The sequence below is a fragment of the Balneolales bacterium ANBcel1 genome, assembly GCA_029688905.1.
In the GTDB taxonomy this organism is placed as follows: Bacteria; Bacteroidota; Rhodothermia; order Balneolales; family Natronogracilivirgulaceae; genus SLLW01.
Window position 1 is genome coordinate 204064 of record JARULB010000005.1, and the last position, 23936, is coordinate 227999.

Sequence of the window (23936 nt, forward strand, 5' to 3'; positions counted from 1 at the left end):
TACCTTTTCCGTACTAAACGGTGCCGGCTGCAAAAATTGTTATTCTCATAAATATAAGGACAGTCAGACTGCGAGCTATCACAACAACGCATTATGCCATACCGAAGCTGATCGGACTGCCATACCGCAACACTCAAAATCCGCAGACACATGGCTGACATTCAAAAAGCAGTGAATGACACCGAATCCAGAATCATCACCCGGACAACCAGCCCGTGGCAGGAGATCGAAATTCGGTATCATGAAAAATTCGGTCACCAGCTTGTCATCGACAACGATTTGCAGATCTCGGAATCGGACAGGTCCTACAACGTGGCCATGGTTAGCCCTCTTGTTATCATGGGTACCTTCGGCCGTATTGCCATATTGGGAGGCGGCGATGGCGGCGTCCTCTACGAGCTACTCGAGATCGATCGCCAGCAGTCAAGAGCACTGGAAAAAGCGGTGATGATCGATATCGATGAGGAAGTCATGCGATTGTCGCAAAAGTATCTGCCCGGCCTTTGCGGAGATGCGTTCGACCATCCCAAAGCCGAGGTGATTACCGGTGACGTGTTTGACTACATGGAGACCCTGGATCAGCTGGACAGCGTGATTTACGACCTGACTATCGATCCGGTCAGAGAGGGACAAACGCGTGCGGAGTTTTTGAGCGGGCTGATGAAGAAGGTGGCCGGCAGCCTCAAACCGGGCGGAATGTTCAACATGCAATGTTGCGGAACTCGTCCGTTTGATGAAGAGACCGGTGTTGCACGCGATGACATCATGCGCGATATCCGGAATGCCCTTAATCCACATTTTTCCAGTTTTGTTGAACAACGGGTTTTCATACCATCTTTCCTTGAGGCCTGGACATTCCTCGCCGCCCGAAAGGTTTGAATCATGGTCCGGCGGAAGCAACGGAAAACAGCCCTTCGTGCACCATAGAATTGCGCAACCCAGCGCCACGGGCAGGATCCGGCCCGCCGTTTTTTTTCTCCTTTTGCTGATGCCTCTTGTATTTGCACCGGAAGTAGAAGCCCAGCGCCATGCCGCACGATCCCTGATCATCAATCCGCTCCTCGACGACCGCACCCATCTTGCAGATGGCGTAAGTGGCGCCTTCCATACCTTCGGAGGCTGGGCGGGTTTCGGAGTAGTTGCACACAGCAGTGACGACCATCATCTCTGGTATCAGGATCTCGGAGGTTATGTGGAGCTTTGGCGACAGGGTGACAGCTCTTCCATCCTGCTGACCGGCCAAATCCAGTTCATCGCCGATCCGCACAACGACATCAACTTCAACCCGAGGGCCATTTTCTGGGAGGAAGGACTTCTCTACACCACGCGCATCGCTCCCGGTTTCCTGCAGCTTGGCTTCATGCACCGCTGCAAGCACGATATCGACAATCTCGATATCGGCAGAGAACGCTCACTTATATTCAGCAGCATGATCCTGCGTTATCAGCATCCGGTCAGCCTGTTCCATCAAAACGACCTGATGATGATGGCGGGGTTCGAACATTACGTGATTACCTGGGACCGCCGCACTCCACGTCAGCTTGAACAAGCCGGGCCGAACTGGAACGATCTTCAGAATACGGCCACCCTGCACATGCACTGGCACCAGAATCCTGAGCAAACAAGTCCCTTCGCCGAAACCCGCCTGCAGCTCATCAATATGGAAGACCGGTTGCGCCTGAATCGTTCGGCTTCGGTCGGATGGCGCTTTCCGCGCAGCGGTGGTGAGTTCCGGTTTGTGCTCTCCTATGAGTATCTTCATGACAGCGGCATTCCCGCCGAACCGGAGAGCGCCCATCTCCTGAGCCTGGGGATACGTGCCGGATCCCCGTTCGTGTTCCGGTAATATCCCGCTCCGGAATTACATTTTCTTGTGAATAACCCCGCATTCATTTATTATCTGCGACTGGGCTTGCCTCGCGAGCCGGGGGTACCAATGTGTCATCCTCTACCATTTCAACAGGCGAAACGCCGGAACGTATCCGGCCTGACGAACACACGGAGGTCTTTGTGATTTTTTTCTTTGTCGTAATCGGCTATCTCATACTGCTCATGTCCATATCGATATGGAAGAGTTTCCTGGTAAAAAACCAGGAGGATTTCATGGTAGCCGGCCGCTCGGTCTCGACGCCCAAACTGGTCGGAACCCTGCTATGCACCTGGATGGGTTCCGGAAGCCTTTTGGCAGGCGCGGGCCTGGCCGCCAACATCGGCTTTTCCGAACTCTGGATGGCGGCGGGAGCGTGGGTCGCGATCGTCATCGTCTTTTTCCTGGCCGCCCGTGTCAGGCGCATCGCCGAGTTTACCGTGCCCGACATTCTGGAGCTCCGCTATAACAAGTGGGCCAGAATTCTCGGAACAATCGTGATTGTCATCGCCTACACGACCATCGTAGGCTATCAGTTTCGTGCGGGGGGCTTTGTACTCGACCTGGTTGCCGGTGTACCGGAATGGCAGGGGGTCTTGCTTACCGCGGGCTTCATCGTCATTTTCACCGCTTTCGCCGGCATGCTCTCCATTGTCTCGGTGGATATCATCAATGGCGCGGTGATCACCGTGGCCGTAATCATTGCCGTACCCCTGGTCTATATCCATATTGGTGGCGCCGAACACCTCACCGCCACCCTGGATCCTTCCTATTTCACCGTATTTGGCAACAATAATTTCTGGTGGGCAATGGGGATTTTCCTCCCGACGTTTTTCCTGCTTCTGGGTGAATCCAACATGTACCAGAAGTTTTTCTCGGCACGCAATGAGAAGTCAGCAAAATCAGCGGTGATGTGGTGGGTTGTCGGAACCATCATCGTGGAAACCGCCCTGGCATCGCTGGCCATTTTCGCATTCAGCCACTTCAACGCGCTGCCTGCCGCCTCTGAGTTTTTCCTGTCCAGTGGCGACTCGGAGCGGATCATTCTCCACACGGCCCGTTACGGAACCGAGGTCGGACTGCCGCTTGTGGTCGGACTCCTGCTCATCATGGCCTCCGTTGCCATCATCACCTCCACCGGAAACAGCTTTCTGCTTACGCCCTCGACAAATCTGACCCGTGACATTTACCAGCGGTTTATCAACCCCTCGGCCGACGGCAAGCTGATTATCGTTGTGCAGCGCTCGATGGTCGTGCTGCTCGGACTGCTGGCCTACCTGCTGCTTACCCAGTTCGAAACCATTCTGGCCATGGCCCTTACGGCGTATACGATGGTCGGAGCCGGACTCACACCCGCCTTGCTGGCCGCTTTTCTGTGGAAACGGGTGACGGTGGCCGGCGGGGTTGCCTCCATCGCTACCGGTATGGGCATCACCCTGTTTATTACCATTGCCAACGCGGTGCTCGTGAATATGACCGGCGAACAACTGCTCAATGAACAATACATTATTTTGCCTGCTGCTTCGGCGTCCATTCTGGTGCTGATTGTAGTCTCACTGCTGACACCACACGATCCACAATCCAAATGGGGACGCTTCTATACGCATGAAACCTCCCTCAAGGAGGCCATGGAAAAGCAGAAAGGCAATCCCTGACCTGCCGAAAACCTTGCATTCACCGTCATAGGTCACGTATTTTACCGGTACGGTATATCATTGATCCGGCCGTAAATCCCCGTAACTTGGGTACGTATTCCCGCATCTTGCGCCATCTGAGTCCGGCATGTAAACAATATGGCCGGAACGCATTGGCGATACCGCCGGATTCCGCCCATACCGGGTCATCGGTCCGCGGCCATTACAGATTCCATTAGATCTACATAACCCCATGCGCATCCTTCGTATTGCCCTGTTCATACTGATACCCGTCATACTGCTGATCATTTCGTCCAGCTGGATCATGGAGTGGCTCTGGCTGCGGGAGCTCGGGTATTCCGAGGTCTTCCGGGTCCTTAAAGGAACCCGGATCCTCCTGTTCTTCGCCGCGTTTCTGCTGGCCGCCGTGTATCTGGTGATCAACTTCCGCTACCTGGCCCGAAAACTGGGCGATTCCCGGTTTCTCGGTACCATCATCGCAGGCCTCAATCTCGCCATTCCCGCTCAGCGGCAACAGAAATGGATACGTAACGCCGCAACTGTTCTGGCCCTGTTTATCGCTTTAATTTTCGCTCTTGCGTTCATGTTCCGCTGGGACGATGCGCTTCGCTTCCTCTGGACCCAGCCGTTCGGCTCCGTTGATCCGGTTTTCGGCAGGGACATCAGCTTCTACATGTTTCAGCTTCCCCTGCTCTCACTGCTGCAGGGATCGATTACGGCTCTCACGTTCATCACAACACTGCTGCTTGCCGTAGCCTATTTTGCAACCGATATGGTGAGCGCCCGCCCCAACGAAGGCCTGCGCGCCGAGCCCGGAGTTCTGGGCCACATTAAAGTCAATCTCGGACTGTGGCTGCTCTCCCTTTCCGCGAGCTTCTATCTTTCACGCTACGAACTGCTCTTCCGGGAGGACGGGGTCGTCTTCGGAGCCGGATACACGCATCTGGCCATCGAGCTTCCCGCCCTCTGGATCGCGACGATACTGACCATCCTGCTTGCGCTGCTGGTATTGCTGAGCCGATGGGTTCGTATGACCAAAGTCATCGCCGGAACCGCCATCCTGCTGGTTCTGGTACTCATCGGAGGACGCCTGGTTCTGCCTTCCGCCGTACAGCAGTTACGCGTTAACCCCAACGAACTGGAGATCGAGCGCCCGTACATCGAGAAGAATATCGAAATGACCCGCCTGGCTTTTGGGCTCGACCGCATTCGCGAAGTCGACTACCCCGCAGACGATACGCTGCGTGCCGGCGATATCCGTCAGAATCAAACGCTTATCGAAAACATCCGGCTTTGGGATCCGCGCCTGCTTATTCAGACATACCGACAGTTGCAGGAGATCCGGCCCTACTACCAGTTTAATACGATCGGTATCGACCGCTATATCATCGACGGACAAAAGCAACAGGTGATGCTGGCCGGACGGGAACTGGCCCCGCAACTTCCCGACGGATCCAATACGTGGGTCAACCGCCACTTGCAGTATACACACGGCTACGGTGTGGCGATGAGCCCGGTTACCCGCGCCAATCGGCAGGGCGAACCCCTCATGCTGGCCCGTGACCTTCCGCCGGTGACCCATCCCGACATCCCCATCGACAACCCCGCCATCTACTACGGCAAGCAGAGCGAAGGGTATGTGATCGTCAACTCCGGAACCGAGGAGCTCCATTACCCCGCCGGAGCCGGCAATGTCTATCACCATTATGAAGGCACAGGAGGCATTCCGTTCCGCTCCTGGTTCTACCGGCTTTTATTTGCATGGGAGCTGGGCGACATCAATATCCTGCTCTCCGACTACATCCACCCGGAAAGCCGCCTGCAGATTTGGCGGAGCGTTCAGGATCGTATCGAACGCATCACCCCGTTTCTGACACTTGACGAAGACCCGTATCTGGTGGTGTACGACGGGCGGCTGGTCTGGATCCAGGATGCCTACACCACATCCTCCAAATTCCCCTATTCCGAACCTTTCGGAAGAATCAACTACATCCGCAACCCGGTCAAGATCGTGGTCGACGCCTACGACGGTACCGTCGATTATTATGTAATTGACGAACAGGATCCCGTCATCGCCGTCTATATGGCGATCTTTCCCGACCTGTTCCAGCGGGCCGACAGCATCCCGCCGGGCCTGGATAACCATTTCCGCTACCCGGTCAATTTGTTTGAAGTGCAGATGGAGCAGTACAGCCGCTATCACATGACCAACCCGCGGGTTTTTTATAATGACGAGGATCGCTGGCGCAGGCCGTTTGAACAGTACGGAGGGCGACGGCTTCTCATGGAGCCCTATTACGTTCTGGGACGGTTGCCGGGTGAAGAGAACGAAGAGCTGGAGTTCAAGCTGATCAGCCCGTTTACCCCGGAGGGCAGAAACAACATGATCGCCTGGATGGCGGCCCGATCGGATCCCGAGCATTACGGCGAATTGGTGACGTACCGGTTGCCGAAAGACCGCCTGATTTACGGCCCGGCCCAGATCGAATCGCGGATCGACCAGGATCCCGAGATCTCCCGGCAACTCGCCTTGTGGGATCAGCGCGGCTCCCGGGTGATTCGCGGCAACCTGCTTGTGGTTCCGGTTGCCAACTCGTTCATGTACGTGGAGCCCGTATTTCTGCTCGCCGACCGGGACGACATCCCGCAATTGCAACGGGTTATCGTTGCCATCGGGGACGATATTTCCATGCAACCCACCATCGAAGCCGCCCTTGTGGATCTTTTTGGTGATGAAGCCGACTTCCTGGGTCCGTCAATCGCCCCGGAAACCATTCCGGATGAAGAGGCGCTGATTGCCGAGATGGAAGAGCCGCTCCCTGTACAGGACCAGGCCCGGATGGTGAGTGTGGATCAGTTTGACCGGCTCCGGTCGCTGTGGCGTGATATGCGCCAGGCCATGCAGGACGGCAACTGGTCGCGTTACGGTGAATTGATGGAAGAGATGGAGGAGCTGCTGGATACGGATTGACGACACGTAGAACAGGTTTTCGGCCTTTCTTTTACTTCCGGGCAATAACTCGAATCACACTTGCCGGACCGTTGTGGTATCGTCCTTCATTCAGCGTAACCTCCCGCTTTTCAAGCAGCCTGACATCCATACCGTCGAGCCACGCCGCCACCTGGTCTTTTGTATAGAGCAGTTCGTCATTTTGAGGCCCACCAGATGATCTCCCCAGCTGATCCTTTTCGTACAACTCCATAAGCAGCAATCCACCGGGTTTGAGACTATTGATCATTTTCCAAACGGACCGTGCCTGATCTTCGGGTTGCTGATGAAAAAATATCACGCCACAAACATCAAACCGATCATTCCTGGTATCCCAACCCTCAAAAGGTGTGACATGATAGCGAATATCAACTCCATGCTTCGCCGCCAATCTATCTGCCTTTTCCTTACCGGAGCGACTCCAGTCGACAGCATCCACCTGCCATCCGTTTCTTGCCGCATATACCGCATTCCGACCTTCACCCTCTCCCGGTAACAGCAACATACCCGGAGTCAGGGTATCCAACTGCTCCCGGAAAAACCGGTTGGGTTCTTCGCCATATGCATACGTTTCTTCCAGAAATCGCTCATCCCAAAACTCTCTCATCTTGCTGCTCCTGTTTGGCTCACTGACTGAGGCTGGTTATCACTAAATACAAATATAGATATTTATATGTAACAACAATGCAAGCGCATAATCGTTCAGCGGTTCATCTTTGAAAACCCGGCTTCACAATCTAACTCAACCATGCGGGGATTTTGAGCGAATAGCCGGTGAGATTGAAAATAGCAGAAACTCCGGGACAAGCGGAGCCTCCGCGTCCCGGTTAACACACATTGTTTCTGCCTTTCAGTTAAGTGAGGATTCAATGGGGTTATTGCGAAAACTATTTAATCAGTGTCATACGTCGCGATAGCACCTCATCACCAATATTCAGTCGATAAAGATAAACTCCGCTGCTCAGATGGGACGCATCCCAGCTTATTCTGTGCGTCCCCGGATCCTGATGTCGATTCACCAGTACATCCACCCGGCGGCCCAGCATATCAAACACCTCCAGGGTGACTTCTCCGGCTTCCGGGAGATCATAACGAATTACCGTAACCGGGTTAAACGGATTGGGATAGTTTTGTCGAAGACTGAGCTTTTCCGGTATCTCGGCACGTCCCGGTTCATCGATGGAAGTAATCAAATTATCCGAAGACTGAACTCCGGTTCTGCGATTGTTCCCTTTATCGGTAGCCCATAAAGGAGAGTGGGCTACCGCAGATACAGTAGCCTGCCCCTGTTCTTTTTCTACTGACTCCGGAATTTGAACCCTGATCACAGGCCCGCTTTCGCTTCCGATGTAAACTGCGCCGTTGGCATATAGAATGGATTCCGACGGATTTTCAGTAAAGGAAAACTGCCAATCGATTGTTCCGTCATTCTGATCGACAGCATAAACCTCGCCCTGACTGTCAACAACAAAAACTTTACCATCACCCAGCGCTGCTGTCGATACAACTGGATTTTGCAGCATTACCTGCCAGAGCTCTTCACCCGTTTCGCCATCAAGACTATACAGAATACCGTTTTCATCGGCCAGGTATAAACGGTTATAGGCATCAATTACCGGAGAAGATGAAAGGCCCTCATCAAATTCCTGACTCCAACCTTCCACCATCCCCTGATGGTCAAAGAACAGCTGTATCAAATTCTGACCGGTCACGGCATACGCGACACCCGGCACTCCCAACGAAAGGCCGGCGGTGACCGTATCGTCCAGGCTGTACTCCCAGATTTGGGGTGGATCTTCTTCTGACTCAAGATCAAAACCGTATATCGTGCCATCAGAAGAAACAACCAGCATAATCCTGTCGGCACTTACGACCGGAGATTTTCGCACGGGTGCATCCGCAAAAAAGCTCCATACAGTAGAGCCAATGTAACGATCAAGTGCCAGCACATTTCTGTTTTCAATCCCTGCAATGACCAGGCCGCTCAGCTCATCAACTACAGGGGTTGTGCTTACGGCTCCACCGGTGGCAGTATTCCACATTGGAGCTCCGTTTTTATTAAAGGAATACAACCAGTTGTCACCAATCATGCTGAGCCCAGCAACCGACGATCCGTCCCAGGTCTTCTCGATGACCGTCAGGTCCATGTCGTCCATCGGTTGAAACTGAAATGTGTGTGACCAAATTCCGGGTCCCGTTTCATTTTGTGCCTGCACCCTCCAGAAATATTCCTGCTCGGATTCCAGTGAAACGTCAATCGTGACAGACAAGCCGTCCACAATGGTATCGGCCAGCACCTGTTCGAACTGATCATCATCGGCCAATTGTACCCTGAATGTTTCGGCCGGTTGCATCGGGACCATGTGTGGATGTGCAATAAGTTCCTGCCAGCGAAACATAACCGGTTGTGGTACACTGCTTCCATGATTGGCAGGTTGTGTTAGACGGGGTGCCGGTGGTGACCCGTCCACCAATCCGCTCGGACGCACATCATCAACACCTTCGACCCATTCAAAATAGGAACCAAAATCAATTTCGTAGATATGGGTCTCTTCAAACCAGAAAGTGTTCAAATCCGGCGATTCCGAAAATAATAGCGCTACGCCGTAGAGATCCCGGTTCCCGCTAAGCTTGACCTCCTCCAGATATTGCAGGTTTGTCACCCCGCTTAAATTTTCCGTGATATACTCCGGATCGTTGGATATTTGATTTCCGGATAAGTCCAGCTGCTTTAAATACTGTAATACCTCGATTGACTCAGTATACAACCGGTCAAACCAACTTACGCCATCCCCATTCAGGTTATTGTTCGAGAGCTGGATACCTGTAACACGCCATTCATCATCAAACTCTTCAAGTGCAATGCCATACCACTGGCTAACCGGATCATCAAGCCATCCGGACTGTTCATTCCAGTTTTCACCATCCAATTGTTCATATAAAGCAACCAGTGCGAGGGAGTCCTGCTCTGAAATCGTTTGTGCCCAACTTGTCGCCGAAGTCACTGTCAAAAAAACCAACAGGATTAGTGACGTCCGGGCCACTTTGCTGCATTTCCACAAAAAGATGGAAATTTTCGACGGTTTCTGAATCATCCGGTATTCCGGCTGGTTACCTGCTTCCCCAGGTATTCACTCTCGGCGTTTCTACTTTTCCCTTTAACGCCATCATGCACAAAACATCTACCTGTATACCGGTTGACTTCTCTTTGATACTGGTAGATGCCTAGATTCCAAACGTAACCGGTGTGCTTAACATCCCAAAGCATCGACTCTCTTACTCATCAATGGGAGTTTCAGCAACCATCGTGTACTATAATCGTTGGTCCATGTAGTACAGCAATCCAGTCGGCTTGTTATTATGATTGTACATTTAATGACTTGCAAAATCAAATTTTTCAACCTAAAAGGGATAATCCCTTACGAAACCGTATCCTGTATAAAGCTCATTGTATGCTCCAAAACAGTATCCGCATAATAGGGATGATATATTTGTCAACACCATACTCGCTTCAACGTTGTTCCTTTATTTTCCTTACACCCTGGGACAGTATCCCACCCAGAAATAGCAATATGGCAGCAACGTTTCCGTACGCACCGGCAGATCTAAGCTCCGGCAGCCAAAATATGTCACCGATCACACGGGCCAGTAAAAACAGGTTGAGGAGCGCATACGGCAGATAAAAATACCGGCTCCAGGGTACGATGAGCCCGGTAAGGGCGGGAATGATCACGGCGGCATGGGCGAAAATCATGCTGAAAACAAATCCGACAAAATAGAGATGCAAAATGGCATCGTAAATCGGGCCGGCCCACGGCAGACCGTAGATGAGTCCGAAGATGCCGGCGAGGATGATCCAGCCGTAGGCGGTCAGCATGTTCAGTGCGCTGAAACGCGTCCATTCCACCGTGCGGATGGTCCGGCGCGCGATATCGTATTTCAGCAGCCATCCGGCCATCACAATCAGGAGGATTCCGGAGGCGATCCAGGCGGTGTAACGCGTGATATGAACCAGGGCCAGCGTACCCATCCACAGAAAAATGAGGCCTGTAAAAATCCACTGTGCTTTTTCGGGAGGGCGCATCAGCCGGTTCAGTTCCAGGCGCTCGCCGAAAATCGTGAGTACCGGAAATGCGATCCACCATCCGACCAGTTCGGGAATGGAAAGTCCAAGTGCAAAACCGGCGTTTCCAATCAGTAACGAAATGCCGCCCAGCAACATGATCATATGCCAGGTGGACGGATGCTGTCGCCATAGCAGAAAAAGAACCGCCACCAGCAGGAAGGAGCCGGTCAGCAGAAAGAGGCTGCTCCAGAGGATATGGCCCGCGATGAACAGCCCGGTTGAGAGCACAAATGAGATTGGTGCCGCGTATGTCCATTTGCGTTCCATCGCAGCCGCCCGCTCCAGCGATATCAGTGCCGCGAGAAATCCGTTGATCATGAGCGGACCGTGTGCCGGGCCGGTGAGGACGGGAGGTTGGGGGACAGGGAGTCCGAACAGCATCAGGCCGCTATAGAGGCCGGAGAGGAGTCCCGCCGCCGCGCCGGCCATCAGCAAACCGAAGAGCAGATTGGTATAGGCCGGTTTCATAATTTTTTTTCGGATGTAGTTGAACTGCACACAGCCGCTGCAACGAAGTCACGTTGCAAGACCGGGATGCGGCAGAATGAAGCACAAATTGGTAGTTGAGGCGAACAGAAAATAATGGCAATGACGAGAACAGACTGGTCAGGCCTGCTTTCGAAACAGGGTGATGTGCTCGGCGATCATGTCCACACTCCAGGGCGGATTGTTGGAAAAAATCACTTCGGATGTTTCCGTGCCGGGCACTTTCGCGACGGCGACCACAATTTGCTGTTCAATAAAACGACGGAGTGGACATCCCGGGGTTGTAGTATTGTAACTGACGGTCAGAACACCGTCATCAAGCCGGATGTCATACAGGAGTCCCAGATCCACAATGTTGATTCCGATTTCCGGATCGATGATTTCGCGCAGGCGTCCGGCCACAATTTTGCGGATTTCCGCAATGTGAGCTGTTCCGGAGTTGAGTGCTGCTCCGGATTTGTGTAAAGTGCCGGAATTGTGCGACCTGCCAGAATTACGTGCTGTGCCTGAATTGCGCTCTATACCTGAATCATACTCAGAAGTAACATGATTTTCCTGATTCAGGGTAATTGGCTCACTCATTCTGTTGACCGATTACGCTGTTTTTCCGATGCGAATCCGGCAATATCCCGGTTCATTGTCGAGATACTCCCAGCTGAATCCATTTCCCCGGCGGATTTCGATCTGCTGTTTCAGCGGCTTGGGGTCGAAGGTGTTAATCAGTACAAATGAATCACCCGCCTCCAGCGCATCGAAAGCTCCGAAAATGTTTTGAAACTTCTCTTCGCATTCCATTTGACGAACATCCAGTTCCTTATCTGCTGCAATCATATCGCTAATATTTAAAAATTGGTCGGTTTCCTGCCTCGGTTTTCCTGATGGTGTTCATGGCAGGTTCTGCTTTAGAAAAATAATGTTTTGACAATATAGGACAAGTTAGTCTTAAATAATAAGCCTCGAGCATTCTCCCAAACAGTCCGGGTACTAATCTCCGGTAACTTCGCTCACTTGAATGAAAATCAACTGTCGTACAACTCCGGAAGGGCAATCCGCAGGTCGAGTTCGTTGATGCGGCGTGCGGTCTCTCCAAGGGTCCGGGACTGAAAGGTCTTGTACAGATCCTCCCGGATCTCCGCCCACTCGTCGTGAACCGGACACGGTTTTTCGCTTCCACATCCGGGCATTCCCAGCAGACACTCGGTAAACACTTTCATTCCGTCAATGGCGATGATAATATCCAGCAGGGTAATCTCCTCGGCATCGCGCTTCAACGCCACGCCACCTTTGGGGCCTTTCATGGAGGTCAGAATTCCGGCCGATGTCAGCTGCTGGAGAATTTTCGTGAGAAAATGAAAGGAGATGCGCAGATTGTCGCTCATCCTCCCGATGGAGACATAACCTGTTTTCCCGTCCAGCTCCCGGGCGATGTGAAGAGATGCCAGAATCCCATAAGTGCAGGCTTTGGAAAGTACCATAATGACAAGATCCGATCGTTCTAAGCGATAATTGTGCCATAATAAGCCAATTTACTCTTCAATAAAAGTCCTTCATGCCGGAGAGTGCCGCCGAATGGAAACCTCGTAACAGAAAACCCGACAGTTCGTTCTGAAGCCTGTCAAATAGCATGGGGCGCATTGACGCCCATATTTCATTAGTCGTTTTTAATAATAACAGGATAGCCCTATCTTGCTATTACTGTGAGCATCTGTCTGAGACTGACCCGGCGACTCGTTGCCAACATCACGCCTGTCACACGCATTTACCCCGATGAGTTCCTGCAATATCCAACCCACGGATCACACTGTTCAGGGTATTTCCGCAATGGAAGTGTTAAGCCGTCAGCAGAAGACCCTGGCTACACTTGCCGAGTTTTTTTTACGAAATGAAAAAACAGAACGGCTATACGGCACTCTGTCGGAGCTCATCAGGGAAGTGCTTCAGGTTGACGGCTGCCTGATTCTGGAAAATCCGCCCGAAACCGATTCCTGGCAGCTTTTTTCCGCATGCGGTTTTTGTGATCTGAACCAGCTGGAATCCACCAACTGGATTGAGAACGAGCAGCTTCAGGCGACACTCGAGCAGACCGGCGTAATTGCTGTTGCCGATTATGAGACATCCACCCGTTTCTCGCCACTCGACCGCAAATGCTTTCGGGAGTTCCGGTCGGGGATGAGCATCCGAATCCATGGCGAGTCGCAATCGCGCGGAATCCTTGCCGTTTACGACCGCTCACCCAGGGAGTTCAAACGGCAGGAGATAGATTTTCTGAAAACCATCTCAGATATGCTCGCCGGAGCCCTTTCCCGGGCTGCCAAAGACCGTGAACTGAAGAAGAGCGAGGCGCGGGCAAAAGCCATTCTGGATACCGCCGTGGATGGAATCATCACCACCGACGAACGAGGGCGAATCACCCTGGTCAACCAGGCCACGCTGGAAATTTTCGGCTACAGGCAGGAGGAGATGATTGGAAACAGCATCAACATGCTGATGCCCGATGACTACAGCCGGGAACATGACCGGCACATGTCCCGTTATCAATCCACCGGCATAAAAAAAATTATCGGAAGCGGCAGAGAAGTGGCCGGCATCCGTAAAGACGGTTCCACGTTCCCGTTGTATCTGGCTGTTAGCGAGTTTTATACGGACGGACACCGGCAGTTTACGGGTATTGTTCGGGATATTACCGATCAACGCAGGCTGGAACAGGAAGTTCTCAAAACGAGCGATCATGAACGCAGGCGCATCGGACAGGATCTTCATGACGGATTGGGCCAGATGCTGACCGGCATCGGACTGATGAGCCGAAGCCTGATAACAACGCTTCAAAAGGAGAACTCGTCGGCTATCCGACAGGCTGAAGAGATCACACAATTGATCCGGGAGGCGGATGAATACGCCCGCAACCTCTCCAGGGGATTGCTGCCGGTAGATTTCGAGGTACGTGGACTGGTGACATCCCTGGAACGGCTGGCGGCCAATGCCGAGCGGCTCTTTGGCATTAAATGCACCTTCCGGGAATCCACTCCGCCGGTATTCCATGAAAACTCTGTGGTGGAGCACCTGTTCCGTATCGCGCAGGAAGCCATCAGCAACGCGGTCAAACACGGCCTGGCCGACACTGTTTCCCTAGAGCTTGAATCCAATGAAGAGTATGCCACACTGCGAGTTACCGACAACGGAAAAGGCTTTTCGGATGACTGGCGCAGGAAAAAGGGATCCGGTTTGGATATCATGCAGTTCCGGGCACAGCTGATTGGCGCGAAACTGGAAGTACAGAGCCGGAGCGACGGAGGAGTTACATTGATCTGCATGCTTTCCCGCTCTGTTTCCATGTATCAATTCGACACCGAACTCCGGTAGCATCAACCCTCAGCCGACATCTGCCATGACCTTTAAGATAATAATTGTGGAAGACCACCCCCTGATGCAAAAAGGGATGGAAATGACCCTGCAGGCAGAGGCCGACTTCGAGGTCGTCGGTATCGCTTCATCGGCTGAAGAAGCCATCGGGATGGTGGAGGAAAAACGCCCGGATCTGGCCATAATTGACATATCCCTGCCGGGGATGAGCGGGCTGGAGCTGATCCGAAACCTGCGGTCACAATTCACCGGCCTCAAAGCGCTGGTGGTATCCCGCCACGAAGAAGAACTTTTTGCCGAACGCGCCATCCGGGCAGGAGCGCAAGGTTACATGATGAAAATGCATGCCGGCGATCAGGTCGTCGAAGCCGTTCGCCGCATCGCCGACGGGGGACTGTATTTGAGTGAAAAAATCAGCAACAGACTGCTGATGGGATTGTCGCTTGGACACGACGCTTCCAGCGCATCTCCATCGGATGCGTTAAGCGACCGGGAACTCCAGGTATTTCGACTGATCGGAGAGGGCAAATCCACCAGGACAATTGCCGAGCGGATGCACATTTCCACCAAAACAGTGGATACCTATAAAACCAGAATCCGCGAAAAGCTGCATATCAACGACCGATCAACCCTGTTGCAGCAAGCCGTTCAGTGGGTGAAAGAGTTGTAAGGAATTTCCCTACATGCATCGTAGGGTTAGTTCCTATTGAAACTTCAGGAGAATGCCTATTACAACTTGGCGGGCTGCAATATACCTTGAATACAGTCTGACGGGGAAGGATGCGTACTGCCATTAAACGCCTTCCCGGGTTTCTGTTGGGTTGTCAGATCTCCACTTTTTTCAATTAACGAAAACTTGAATGTCATGAAACTATTGCTACTTCTTCTGCTTGCTCTCACTTTTTCCGCGTCCGGAGTAATAGCCCAGAATATGGGTCCGCTCCAATACTACACACCCAATGACCGTACCGGGGTCAATCAGTTTGAATCTCCGGCCGAAACAGATGTAGAATTTGACGGGCTGCGCGTCCGGATAGGCGGTGCCAACACTTTGCAGTTCCAGGCGCTCACCCAAAGCGGCGCGTCCGATGAGCTGGTGGACCTGGGATCCAACTTTAATCTTGCCACATCCAACCTGGACATTGATGTGCAGCTGCACAACGGTGTTCGGATGCATCTGCGCACGTATCTCTCCTCGCGCCATCACTCAGAAGCCTGGGTTAAAGGCGGTTACCTGCAGATAGACCGGCTCGACTTCATCCAGGAAGGATTCCTTTCTGATTTGATGGATAAAGTCACTGTCAGGGTCGGGCACATGCAAATCAATTACGGTGATTCCCACTTCCGCAGAACCGATAACGGTGCCGCCATTCACAATCCCTTTGTGGGCAATTACATCATGGATTCTTTCACAACGGAAGTCGGTGGTGAAATTTACTACCGCGACCGCGGGTTTATTGGTATGATCGGTGTTACCAACGGGAAACTGAACCAAAGCACCGTGAAGTCCGATATTGAAACGAACCCTTCACTGGTCGGTAAACTCGGCTTTGACCGTCAGATCGACACGGACTTGCGGGTTCGCCTCACCGGCTCCATCTATCACACTTCCCAGGCCGAGCGAATTTACCTCTATGCCGGCGACCGCGCAGGAAGCCGTTACTACAACGTCATCGAAGGTCCGGATAATGATTACACCGGCCGTCTTGATCCCGGCTATGCTCTTTCCGGTTTTGCACCCGGCGGACCGCTTGGCGGCGAAATGACCGCTATAATGATCAACCCCTTCGTCAAGTACAGAGGACTGGAATTCTTCGGCAAGTTCGAGAACATTTCGGGTAAACGGGAAACAGAAGCCGATACACGAACTTTCAATCAGTATGGCGCCGAGCTGCTCTACCGCTTTGGTCCCACCGAAGAGTTCTATCTGGGTGGGCGCTACAACCTGGTCACCGGAGAAATGGCTAACGGTGACGATATCGAAATCAGCCGTATCAACATCGGTGGCGGCTGGTTCATGACCAACAACATCCTCGCCAAACTTGAATACGTCAATCAGCAGTACGACGGGTTCAGCTTCGGTCCGCGCCAGGATGCAGAATTCAGCGGCGTAATGCTCGAAGCTGTCATCAGCTTCTAACTGGAATTATCTGCTTTGAAACAGGAAAGAGTACGGAACGGGATTTCCCCTCCAACTCTTTCCTGTTTTATCTACCTGCAACAACTTTAATACGACTACGCATTTCTCATTTCAGAACACTCTTTGCCATGAACACTTCAGCCCGATACCGCTTCTCTTTGACCGGCCTCCTGATCATCGTCACCGGACTTCTTTCCCCGTCTATGGCTCAAACGTTTACCGTCTCCGATGCGTCGTCCATGACGATCTTCGGCTCTGCCAATGTCACAGACTGGGAGGCAGAAGTCACCTCCATCACGGGTCACATCACCGTAACCATCCCGGAAAACGCGGACTGGTCGGATGCGCAAGCCTCCTGGTTCGATGAGGTGGACATTCGTATTCCGGTCGGGGATATCGACGCCGACTCCCGGCGTATGAACAGAAACATGCACGATTACCTGAAAGAAGACGATTATCCTGAAATCACCTACCGCCTTGTTCAGGCAAAAGAGCTGGTCGTCCTCGATAATCCCGGATTCAAGCTCACCGTACTGGGGACCGTATCGGCCGCCGGCGAATCGGTTGAGCTGGAACATGATGTGGTAATCACGCCCAACCAGAACGGGGGGTTTACCGTTACCGGATCGCAGGATCTTAAGATGACCGATTTCGGCATTGATCCACCGACCGCAGTGCTTGGCTCCATCCGCTCGCGGGACGAGATGACCATAGAGTTTGAACTTGTACTCGAATAATCTGACGGATTATGAGTCTATCCAGCCGCATATCCCACCTTGTGATTGCAGTGTCATGCTTTGTGCTGATATCCGGGTTTTCATACGATGCAAGAGGGCTGGCCCAATCCCAAATACATTTCGACACACATGTAAGCAGCCGGCTCTGGATTGAGGGCTCCTCTTCTGTGCACCGGTTCGACTGTGTCGCCAGATCCATACAGGGTACCGCCTACATGGAAGCCGAGGAAGAGCAGAACCCGTCGGATCCATCACTTCCGGATCTCCCCGACAACCGGGATCACGATGGCAGCGCTCCGGCCGGACCCGCAGCTGAATCCGGCGTCGTAATCAATCCGTCACATACCGGTTCCGCAACCCGAAACGACGCGGCTCCAAATGCCGCCAGGCTGCATGTTAACCTGAAAATTCCTATAGAAAGTTTTGATTGCGGCCATTCCCGCATGAACCGCGATATGTACGAAGCCCTGAGATCGGACACCTACGATTACATCACATTCGAATTTGAGCAGGCGGAACCCATTGAAAAGGGGTCGGCGATGCCCGACTCTCTTTTTGACGGCGGCTATAGCCCGTTCATGATCAACGGCGTATTAAATGTGGCCGGTGTAGACCGGCAGGTCTCTCTTGTCACACAAGGCCGAAAAGAGGAAGAGGGCAGGTATCGGGTCAGGGGACACAAAGAGATCTCCATGCCCGATTTCGACATAGAACCCCCTACCGCACTTCGGGGGCTAATCAGGGCCCGTGAAGACCTAACCGTGTTTTTTGACCTTCTCGTGCTTCAGGAGCCGGAAAGCACCGCTTCACATTAGTATAACATTTCACCCGTATTTTCAACATGATAATGACTCCGACACAAACGGTTGTCACGTTGAAATAACACCCCGGAAAACAGTTCGCATGTCCATGAAATGAAACATGCAATCACCAACATATTAAATGAAGCCAGTCGGGCTCCCTCGGTGCTGAACACCCAGCCCTGGAAATTCAGGGTTTGCGGAAACACCATCGAAGTGTACCTGGAAAAAAAACCGGAACTGGCCGGCATCGACCCCTTTGGCCGCCTGCAACTCGCCAGCTGCGGCATGCTGGTCTCCCATCTTGCCGAAGCTGTTATCAGTAACGACTGGGTTCCGAAATTTGACTTTTTTCCCCGTTTCGAGGAAGAGAATCTGGTCGCCTATGTGGAGTTGTCCAGAAACAAAAAAAATGGCTTGCCGCAACACGGATCCGAACCGGAGAGCACAAATCATCCGGATCCCGATACCTGCATCAAGAAAATCCAGAAGGATTTAACCTCAATAGCTACCTCCGCAGAGTCGGAATTACTGGTTCACGACGACGGACCGGATCGCAAATTTCAAAATTATTTCACGGAAAGCTGCGGCAGGAAATTGGATAGCGAATACCATCGCAAAAACCTGAACCTGTTGCTTCGGGCACATCCGGTGGAAAATGACACGATATTTGAAGATGAAGTACTCTTCTCCGATCGTTTCTTCACTAAAAATCATGAGCCGGATCCGGCCACGCCGCTGCCATTTGACCTTGAAAACCGTTTTTTGATCCTTGCTACCAAAACAGACAGCCGGTACAACTGGATTCGGGCGGGCGATATTCTCGGGAAGATGATGATTCATCTCAGAAACTGTGACCGGGTCGGGTTGATGGCGTTGCCGGTAATCAGCTCCAACTGTTGCCGCAAGTGGCTCAGAGAGGAGCTGAACCTTTCGGTGTTTCCTCAATTTGTGTTGAAAATGCTGACGGTTAAACCCCGCGAGCACATCCGCAAGCGCCCCCTCCAGGAGCTGATGAAGTACGGCTTGCTTTGATTTGACTTTACCCGGAGCGGCTGCCTGCAAACACGGCTCCACTGTTCACCGCATCCCCCCGGTTGTCCCCGGCCTCGCACCTTGGGAAGCCGAATCTTCACGCCATCACTTCTCTCTCGTCCCTGTATCCGGCCTCCTTCTCTTTGGATTCGGCAAACCGATGCATCCCTGTCTTTTTCGCCCGTTACGGATTTATATCCATGCCGATTTTGTTAACAGGTTTGAAGCCTTACATCTACCAGAAGCCCCGGCTCTGCAATTGGTATGACTCACGAAGAATCTGATTTAGACCCTTCAAACTATTTCGAAACACGAAACATGGCACCACATAAAATCGTGCATAGCAGCCGCCTGTTCCTTATGGCGTTACTTGTTCCTCTTTTTTTCCATTCCTGTACAAGTGACACGAATAACAGCATCGGAGAGGCTCGACCCGCTTCCATCACCACAGCAACCGCAGAATATCGAGATCTGTCGCACACATTCAGAGCCTCCTCTGAAGTAGTGCCCTATCAACGAATTTACGTTGCATCCCAAGTTTCTGGCCTGGTGAATGAGGTCCATTTTGAGGAGGGAGACCGGGTGCAAAAAGGTGACGTTATGGCACGTATCGACACCCGGCTGCAGCAGAATGAACTTCGCAGGGCGGAGGTGACCCTTGACGAAGCGCGTGATCAATACGAGCGCTCCCGGCGATTGTTTGAGCGGGAAGCGATCAGCGAAGCCGAATATCTGTCGGACCGGCGCAATTACGAACTTGCCCGAAACGATGTCGAGCGCCTGGAGCTGCTCATTGACTATGGCCGCATCACCGCGCCCGGAGATGCCGTTGTCACCTCCCGCCTGGTGGAAAACGGAAACAGTGTTTCGGAAAACGAACGCCTGTTTGAGATCGCGGATTTGAACAACCTGGTGATACGTCCCGGCGTATCGGAAATGGATCTGAAGGGGCTTGAAACAGGTCAGAGTGTCAATATTATGCTGGATGTTTACCCCGGTCATGAGTTTGACGGCCGCATACGCAGAATTTACCCGGACATCGATGCCGAGTCCCGGCTGTTTACCGTGGAAGTGCAACTACTTCGGGAGGACGGCGACCCTGTTGTTCGGCCGGGATATCTTGCGCGCATCCCCTTCGTCACGGATCATCAGGAATCGTCACTGGTGGTACCGACCGAAGCCGTAGTTGACCGTAACGGCGAGGATGTGGTCTTCGTCCTTGACGAGGGCGAAGAGATCGTTCACCTGCAAACCGTTGACGTCGGAATACGTCGCGATGGCTATGCGCAGATACTTTCCGGCCTGGAAGAAGGTGATGTTGTTGCCGCCGCCAATATCGATGCCCTGGAAGATGAATTGCCTGTGAGGGTGGTCGGAACCTTTCGACGCCATGGATTTCGGCAGTAAGCCCGTGCGCTGTACGGACGCAACGTCCGGCCCCGTCCCGGAAGGTTTGATTATGACATCCCCGGCCTCCTGGATTCTCTCAACTCCAAAACCGCACTTAAAGATTCTGTTTTGATTTTCGTTTTCAACTCTGCAACATTGATCACAGCAAAACTTATTGTTCATGCCTGAAAACCGCTCATCCTCGCCCGATACCCCTTATGGCGGCATCTCATCGGTTGCCATACGGCGGCCCATCAGTACGCTGGCGATTTCGGCCGTTGTCTTAGTACTCGGCTTGTTGTTCTTCGGTCGCCTGCCGGTTGATTTACTGCCCCAGGTGGATTACCCGCATGTACGGGTGGTCGTGAACTATCCCGGGGTAACTCCGGAAGTGATTGAGGAGCAGGTAACCCGTCCGCTGGAACGCAATCTTGCCGCCACCGAAAACCTGACCGAAATCCACGGTCGGGCATCGGAAGGACGGAGCTATATCGAGATGTTCTTCGAGTACGGCACCGATATTGATCTGGCGCTGCAGGATGCATCGCGTCAGCTTGAACGGGCCCGAACCGAATTGCCCGATGGAATCGATCCGCCGCGAATTATGAAGATGGACCCGTCGCAGGATCCGATTTTTGAGCTCGCCATCAGCTCACCGGTGCGTTCGCCGATCGAAGTGCGCGACTGGGTTGACCAGCAGCTTGCGCCGCAACTGCTTTCCATCCCCGGAGTTGGAACCATCGACATCGCCGGCGGGAAAGAGCGGGAAATCGACGTTGTCGTGGAACCGGAGCGGCTGCGATCCTACGGACTGAACCTGACCGACATCAGCGATTTGCTTCGCGGGCGCAGCGTGGACCGGTCGGCCGGAAACATCACGTCACCGGAATACGACATTATGGCGCGTACCGAAACCCGCTACCGGTCGGCCAATGATGTGGCAAACACCCTTATCCGGTTGGGCGACGCGGGGCACATCCGGCTCTCCGACATTGCAGATGTCAGCGATAGCCACCGCGAGCAGCGGCTTTTTGCACGCCTCAACGGAGAGGATGCCGTGCAAGTTTCCATCATGAAACAACCGCTGGCCAATACATCGGCCACTATCGCGCAGCTGAAATCCCGGCTGAGTGAACTGGAGGAGTCCGGATTCATCACCCCCGACATGGAGTACCGGGTTACACGCGACGAATCGTTTTTCATCAACGCTTCCATTCGCTCAGTCAGTATTGCTGCCATTCTGGGCGGGATTCTCGCGATCACCGTCATCCTCTTTTTCATCGGCAGTTTGCGCCGGTCGCTCATCATCGCGCTGACTCTTCCGATCGCGGTTATCGCAACGTTTTTGCTGATGGCGATTAGTGGCCTTACCCTCAACGTCATGAGCCTCGGCGGACTCGCGCTTGGCGTCGGGCTGCTCATCGACAACGCCATTGTGGTGCTGGAAAATATCTATCGCCGGCAGCACGAGGAGGGGGATTCACCCGATGATGCCGCACATCGAGGGTCCCGGGAGGTGCTTTCGGCCGTCACCGCCGGTACCATGACCAACCTGGCCGCCGTTCTGCCGTTTCTGCTGGTAACCGGCCTGGCGGCGCTTCTGTTCCGGGAGCTGATCCTGACCATCGCGTTCGCCGTTTTGGCTTCGCTGCTCGCCGCGATAACCCTGGTCCCCGCGCTGTCGGCCCGCTTCGGCGGTAGTAACTTGCGCAGCGGGTTGTCGAACTCCCTCCCCATCCGCCTGTTCAACCGTGCTTTTCTCAAGCTGCGCGGCATCTATACCCGTTTCCTTCGCTTTACCATCCGCCGTCGTGGCTGGCTGATCTTCGCCGCCCTGATTCTTTTGGCAGGAAGCATTTACGTCATCCGCGGACTGGGCACGGAGTTTCTTCCACCGGTTGATGACGGGCGCATTACCATGCGTTTTGTGCTGCCGGCGGGAACCTCCATCGAACCGACCAACGAAGCCGCTGATATCATAGAAGAGGCAATCATGGACATGCTACATGTGGAGACGCTTTACATGACCATCGGTGGATATTTCCGCGGTGGCCAGCTTTCCATTCGCGGCGGGATGATCGATCTGGCGGTACAACTGGTGCCGTTATCCGAACGGCGCGGCTACTCGGCGGAGCAATGGGTTTCGGAGTTTTCGGGGAAAACGGGTGATCTCGGCCTGCCGTTTGTCCAGGAGCGTATCCGGGGGCCACGATTGCCGGGCGTTCAAACCGGATTGCTGGATACGGACATCGCTGTTGGTGTGGTCGGACAGGATCTCGATATACTGGAATCCGAGGCCCGGTCGATTTACCGGCAGATTGAGGGGCTCGAAGGAATCGGAAGTATCCAGATTGGACGCGAAGGCCGGATTCCGCAACTGCTCATTCGGGTGGATGAAGATCGTGCAACCAATCACGGTATGAGCGAAGACCAGGTCGCCGGACTAATTCACAATGCCGTAGACGGTGTGGTACCGACCCGGTTTGTTGAAGGCGGATTTGAATACAATGTCAGGGTACGTATGCCGCGCGAGGTTACCGGAACCACGAGCGGGCTTTCGCGCATACCTGTTTTCAATGTCGACGGCCGGTCAATGCCGCTCGGCAGTCTGGCGTCGTTTGAAGAGACCACCGGTCCGGCACACATCGAGCGGTTCAACCAGATCCGTGTGGTCTGGGTTAATACGACCGTTAATATGGATGAAGCCACCATGGGAGAGGTCGCCGAGCGCATCCGGGCAGAACTGCAGGGCTACAATTTACCCGATGGGTACAGCCTCATCTACGGAGGGGATCAGGAGGCCATCGAAGAGGCGTCGCAATCCCTTCAGCTCGCCATATTGCTGGCCATTTTCTTTGTATTTGTTGTGATGGCGGTTCAGTACGAGAAGCTGTCCAGTCCGCTGGTAATTCTCACCTCACTGCCGTTCGCTCTGATTGGCGTGGCCCTGATGCTATGGCTGACCGGATTGACGCTGAGCGCTCCGGTGCTGCTCGGCATCATTTTCCTGGTCGGTATCATCGTCAATAACGCCATCCTGATGGTCGAGTTCATCGAAGCAAACCGTGAGGAGACCGGTGTAATCGAGGCGGTGATCAATGCCGGCGAGGTACGTTTTCGTCCGATACTGATGACCACCCTCACCACCATGTTCGGCATGCTTCCGCTGGCGCTTGGAATCGGTGAGGGATCCGAACTGCTTCAGCCGCTGGCGCTGACGGTCATCGGCGGGCTGCTCGTCGGAAGCCTGCTCACTCTGATCCTGCTGCCGGGAGTGTATGTTATTATTTCGGATCTTCGTTCGCGATTCGGACATTCTTCCTGAAGCCAGTCCGCTCGAACAGCCTGCCCG

At 53.3% G+C, this 23936-nt stretch carries 18 protein-coding genes; 12 read left to right on the plus strand and 6 right to left on the minus strand.

Annotation, left to right across the window (positions count from 1 at the left end; all coding sequences use genetic code 11):
* Positions 1-150 precede the first annotated feature (150 nt).
* The 4 genes from QA596_08625 (at position 151) to QA596_08640 (ending at position 6493) form a co-directional block, all read left to right on the plus strand.
* The gene (locus QA596_08625) at positions 151-879 is read left to right on the plus strand and encodes a hypothetical protein (protein ID MDG5767524.1); all 729 of its coding nucleotides are present in this window, start codon (positions 151-153) and stop codon (positions 877-879) included.
* Between the two features lie 109 nt (positions 880-988).
* Positions 989-1846 carry a hypothetical protein gene (locus QA596_08630; GenBank protein MDG5767525.1) on the plus strand — a complete coding sequence of 286 codons (858 nt, stop codon included), beginning with the start codon at positions 989-991 and terminating at the stop codon, positions 1844-1846.
* Positions 1847-1938: 92 nt separating this feature from the next.
* Positions 1939-3522 (plus strand): sodium:solute symporter family protein, encoded by a 1584-nt coding sequence (locus tag QA596_08635; protein MDG5767526.1) that lies wholly within the window; start codon positions 1939-1941, stop codon positions 3520-3522.
* Between the two features lie 232 nt (positions 3523-3754).
* Positions 3755-6493 (plus strand): UPF0182 family protein, encoded by a 2739-nt coding sequence (locus tag QA596_08640; protein MDG5767527.1) that lies wholly within the window; start codon positions 3755-3757, stop codon positions 6491-6493.
* Positions 6494-6524: 31 nt separating this feature from the next.
* Here QA596_08640 and QA596_08645 read toward each other — a convergent pair whose 3' ends face one another.
* The 6 genes from QA596_08645 to QA596_08670 all read right to left on the minus strand — a co-directional run bounded on the left by QA596_08645 (position 6525) and on the right by QA596_08670 (position 12598).
* Positions 6525-7118, minus strand: a complete 594-nt coding sequence (locus QA596_08645; GenBank protein MDG5767528.1) for a class I SAM-dependent methyltransferase — start codon at positions 7116-7118, stop codon at positions 6525-6527.
* A 280-nt stretch (positions 7119-7398) separates the two neighbouring features.
* Complete coding sequence (locus QA596_08650) at positions 7399-9516, minus strand: PQQ-binding-like beta-propeller repeat protein (protein MDG5767529.1); 2118 nt, start codon at positions 9514-9516, stop codon at positions 7399-7401.
* Between the two features lie 506 nt (positions 9517-10022).
* On the minus strand, positions 10023-11105 hold the full coding sequence (locus tag QA596_08655) for a hypothetical protein (GenBank protein ID MDG5767530.1): 1083 nt from the start codon (positions 11103-11105) through the stop codon (positions 10023-10025).
* 138 nt (positions 11106-11243) lie between these two features.
* Positions 11244-11705, minus strand: coding sequence for a metal-sulfur cluster assembly factor (locus QA596_08660; protein MDG5767531.1), 462 nt, complete (start codon positions 11703-11705; stop codon positions 11244-11246).
* Positions 11706-11717: 12 nt separating this feature from the next.
* A complete protein-coding gene (locus tag QA596_08665; protein ID MDG5767532.1) occupies positions 11718-11954 on the minus strand; it encodes a DUF2249 domain-containing protein in 237 nt (78 codons plus the stop codon).
* Between the two features lie 188 nt (positions 11955-12142).
* On the minus strand, positions 12143-12598 hold the full coding sequence (locus QA596_08670; GenBank protein MDG5767533.1) for an Rrf2 family transcriptional regulator: 456 nt from the start codon (positions 12596-12598) through the stop codon (positions 12143-12145).
* A gap of 346 nt (positions 12599-12944) precedes the next feature.
* Between QA596_08670 and QA596_08675 the strand changes: the two genes are divergently transcribed.
* The 8 genes from QA596_08675 (at position 12945) to QA596_08710 (ending at position 23909) form a co-directional block, all read left to right on the plus strand.
* Positions 12945-14483 (plus strand): PAS domain S-box protein, encoded by a 1539-nt coding sequence (locus QA596_08675; GenBank protein ID MDG5767534.1) that lies wholly within the window; start codon positions 12945-12947, stop codon positions 14481-14483.
* Positions 14484-14508: 25 nt separating this feature from the next.
* Positions 14509-15153 carry a response regulator transcription factor gene (locus tag QA596_08680; protein MDG5767535.1) on the plus strand — a complete coding sequence of 215 codons (645 nt, stop codon included), beginning with the start codon at positions 14509-14511 and terminating at the stop codon, positions 15151-15153.
* Between the two features lie 195 nt (positions 15154-15348).
* Positions 15349-16623 (plus strand): hypothetical protein, encoded by a 1275-nt coding sequence (locus QA596_08685; GenBank protein ID MDG5767536.1) that lies wholly within the window; start codon positions 15349-15351, stop codon positions 16621-16623.
* A 128-nt stretch (positions 16624-16751) separates the two neighbouring features.
* Complete coding sequence (locus QA596_08690; GenBank protein MDG5767537.1) at positions 16752-17360, plus strand: YceI family protein; 609 nt, start codon at positions 16752-16754, stop codon at positions 17358-17360.
* Between the two features lie 11 nt (positions 17361-17371).
* The gene (locus QA596_08695; GenBank protein MDG5767538.1) at positions 17372-18175 is read left to right on the plus strand and encodes a YceI family protein; all 804 of its coding nucleotides are present in this window, start codon (positions 17372-17374) and stop codon (positions 18173-18175) included.
* Between the two features lie 99 nt (positions 18176-18274).
* Positions 18275-19195 carry a hypothetical protein gene (locus QA596_08700; GenBank protein MDG5767539.1) on the plus strand — a complete coding sequence of 307 codons (921 nt, stop codon included), beginning with the start codon at positions 18275-18277 and terminating at the stop codon, positions 19193-19195.
* 318 nt (positions 19196-19513) lie between these two features.
* On the plus strand, positions 19514-20602 hold the full coding sequence (locus QA596_08705) for an efflux RND transporter periplasmic adaptor subunit (protein MDG5767540.1): 1089 nt from the start codon (positions 19514-19516) through the stop codon (positions 20600-20602).
* Positions 20603-20765: 163 nt separating this feature from the next.
* On the plus strand, positions 20766-23909 hold the full coding sequence (locus QA596_08710) for an efflux RND transporter permease subunit (GenBank protein MDG5767541.1): 3144 nt from the start codon (positions 20766-20768) through the stop codon (positions 23907-23909).
* Positions 23910-23936 lie beyond the last annotated feature (27 nt).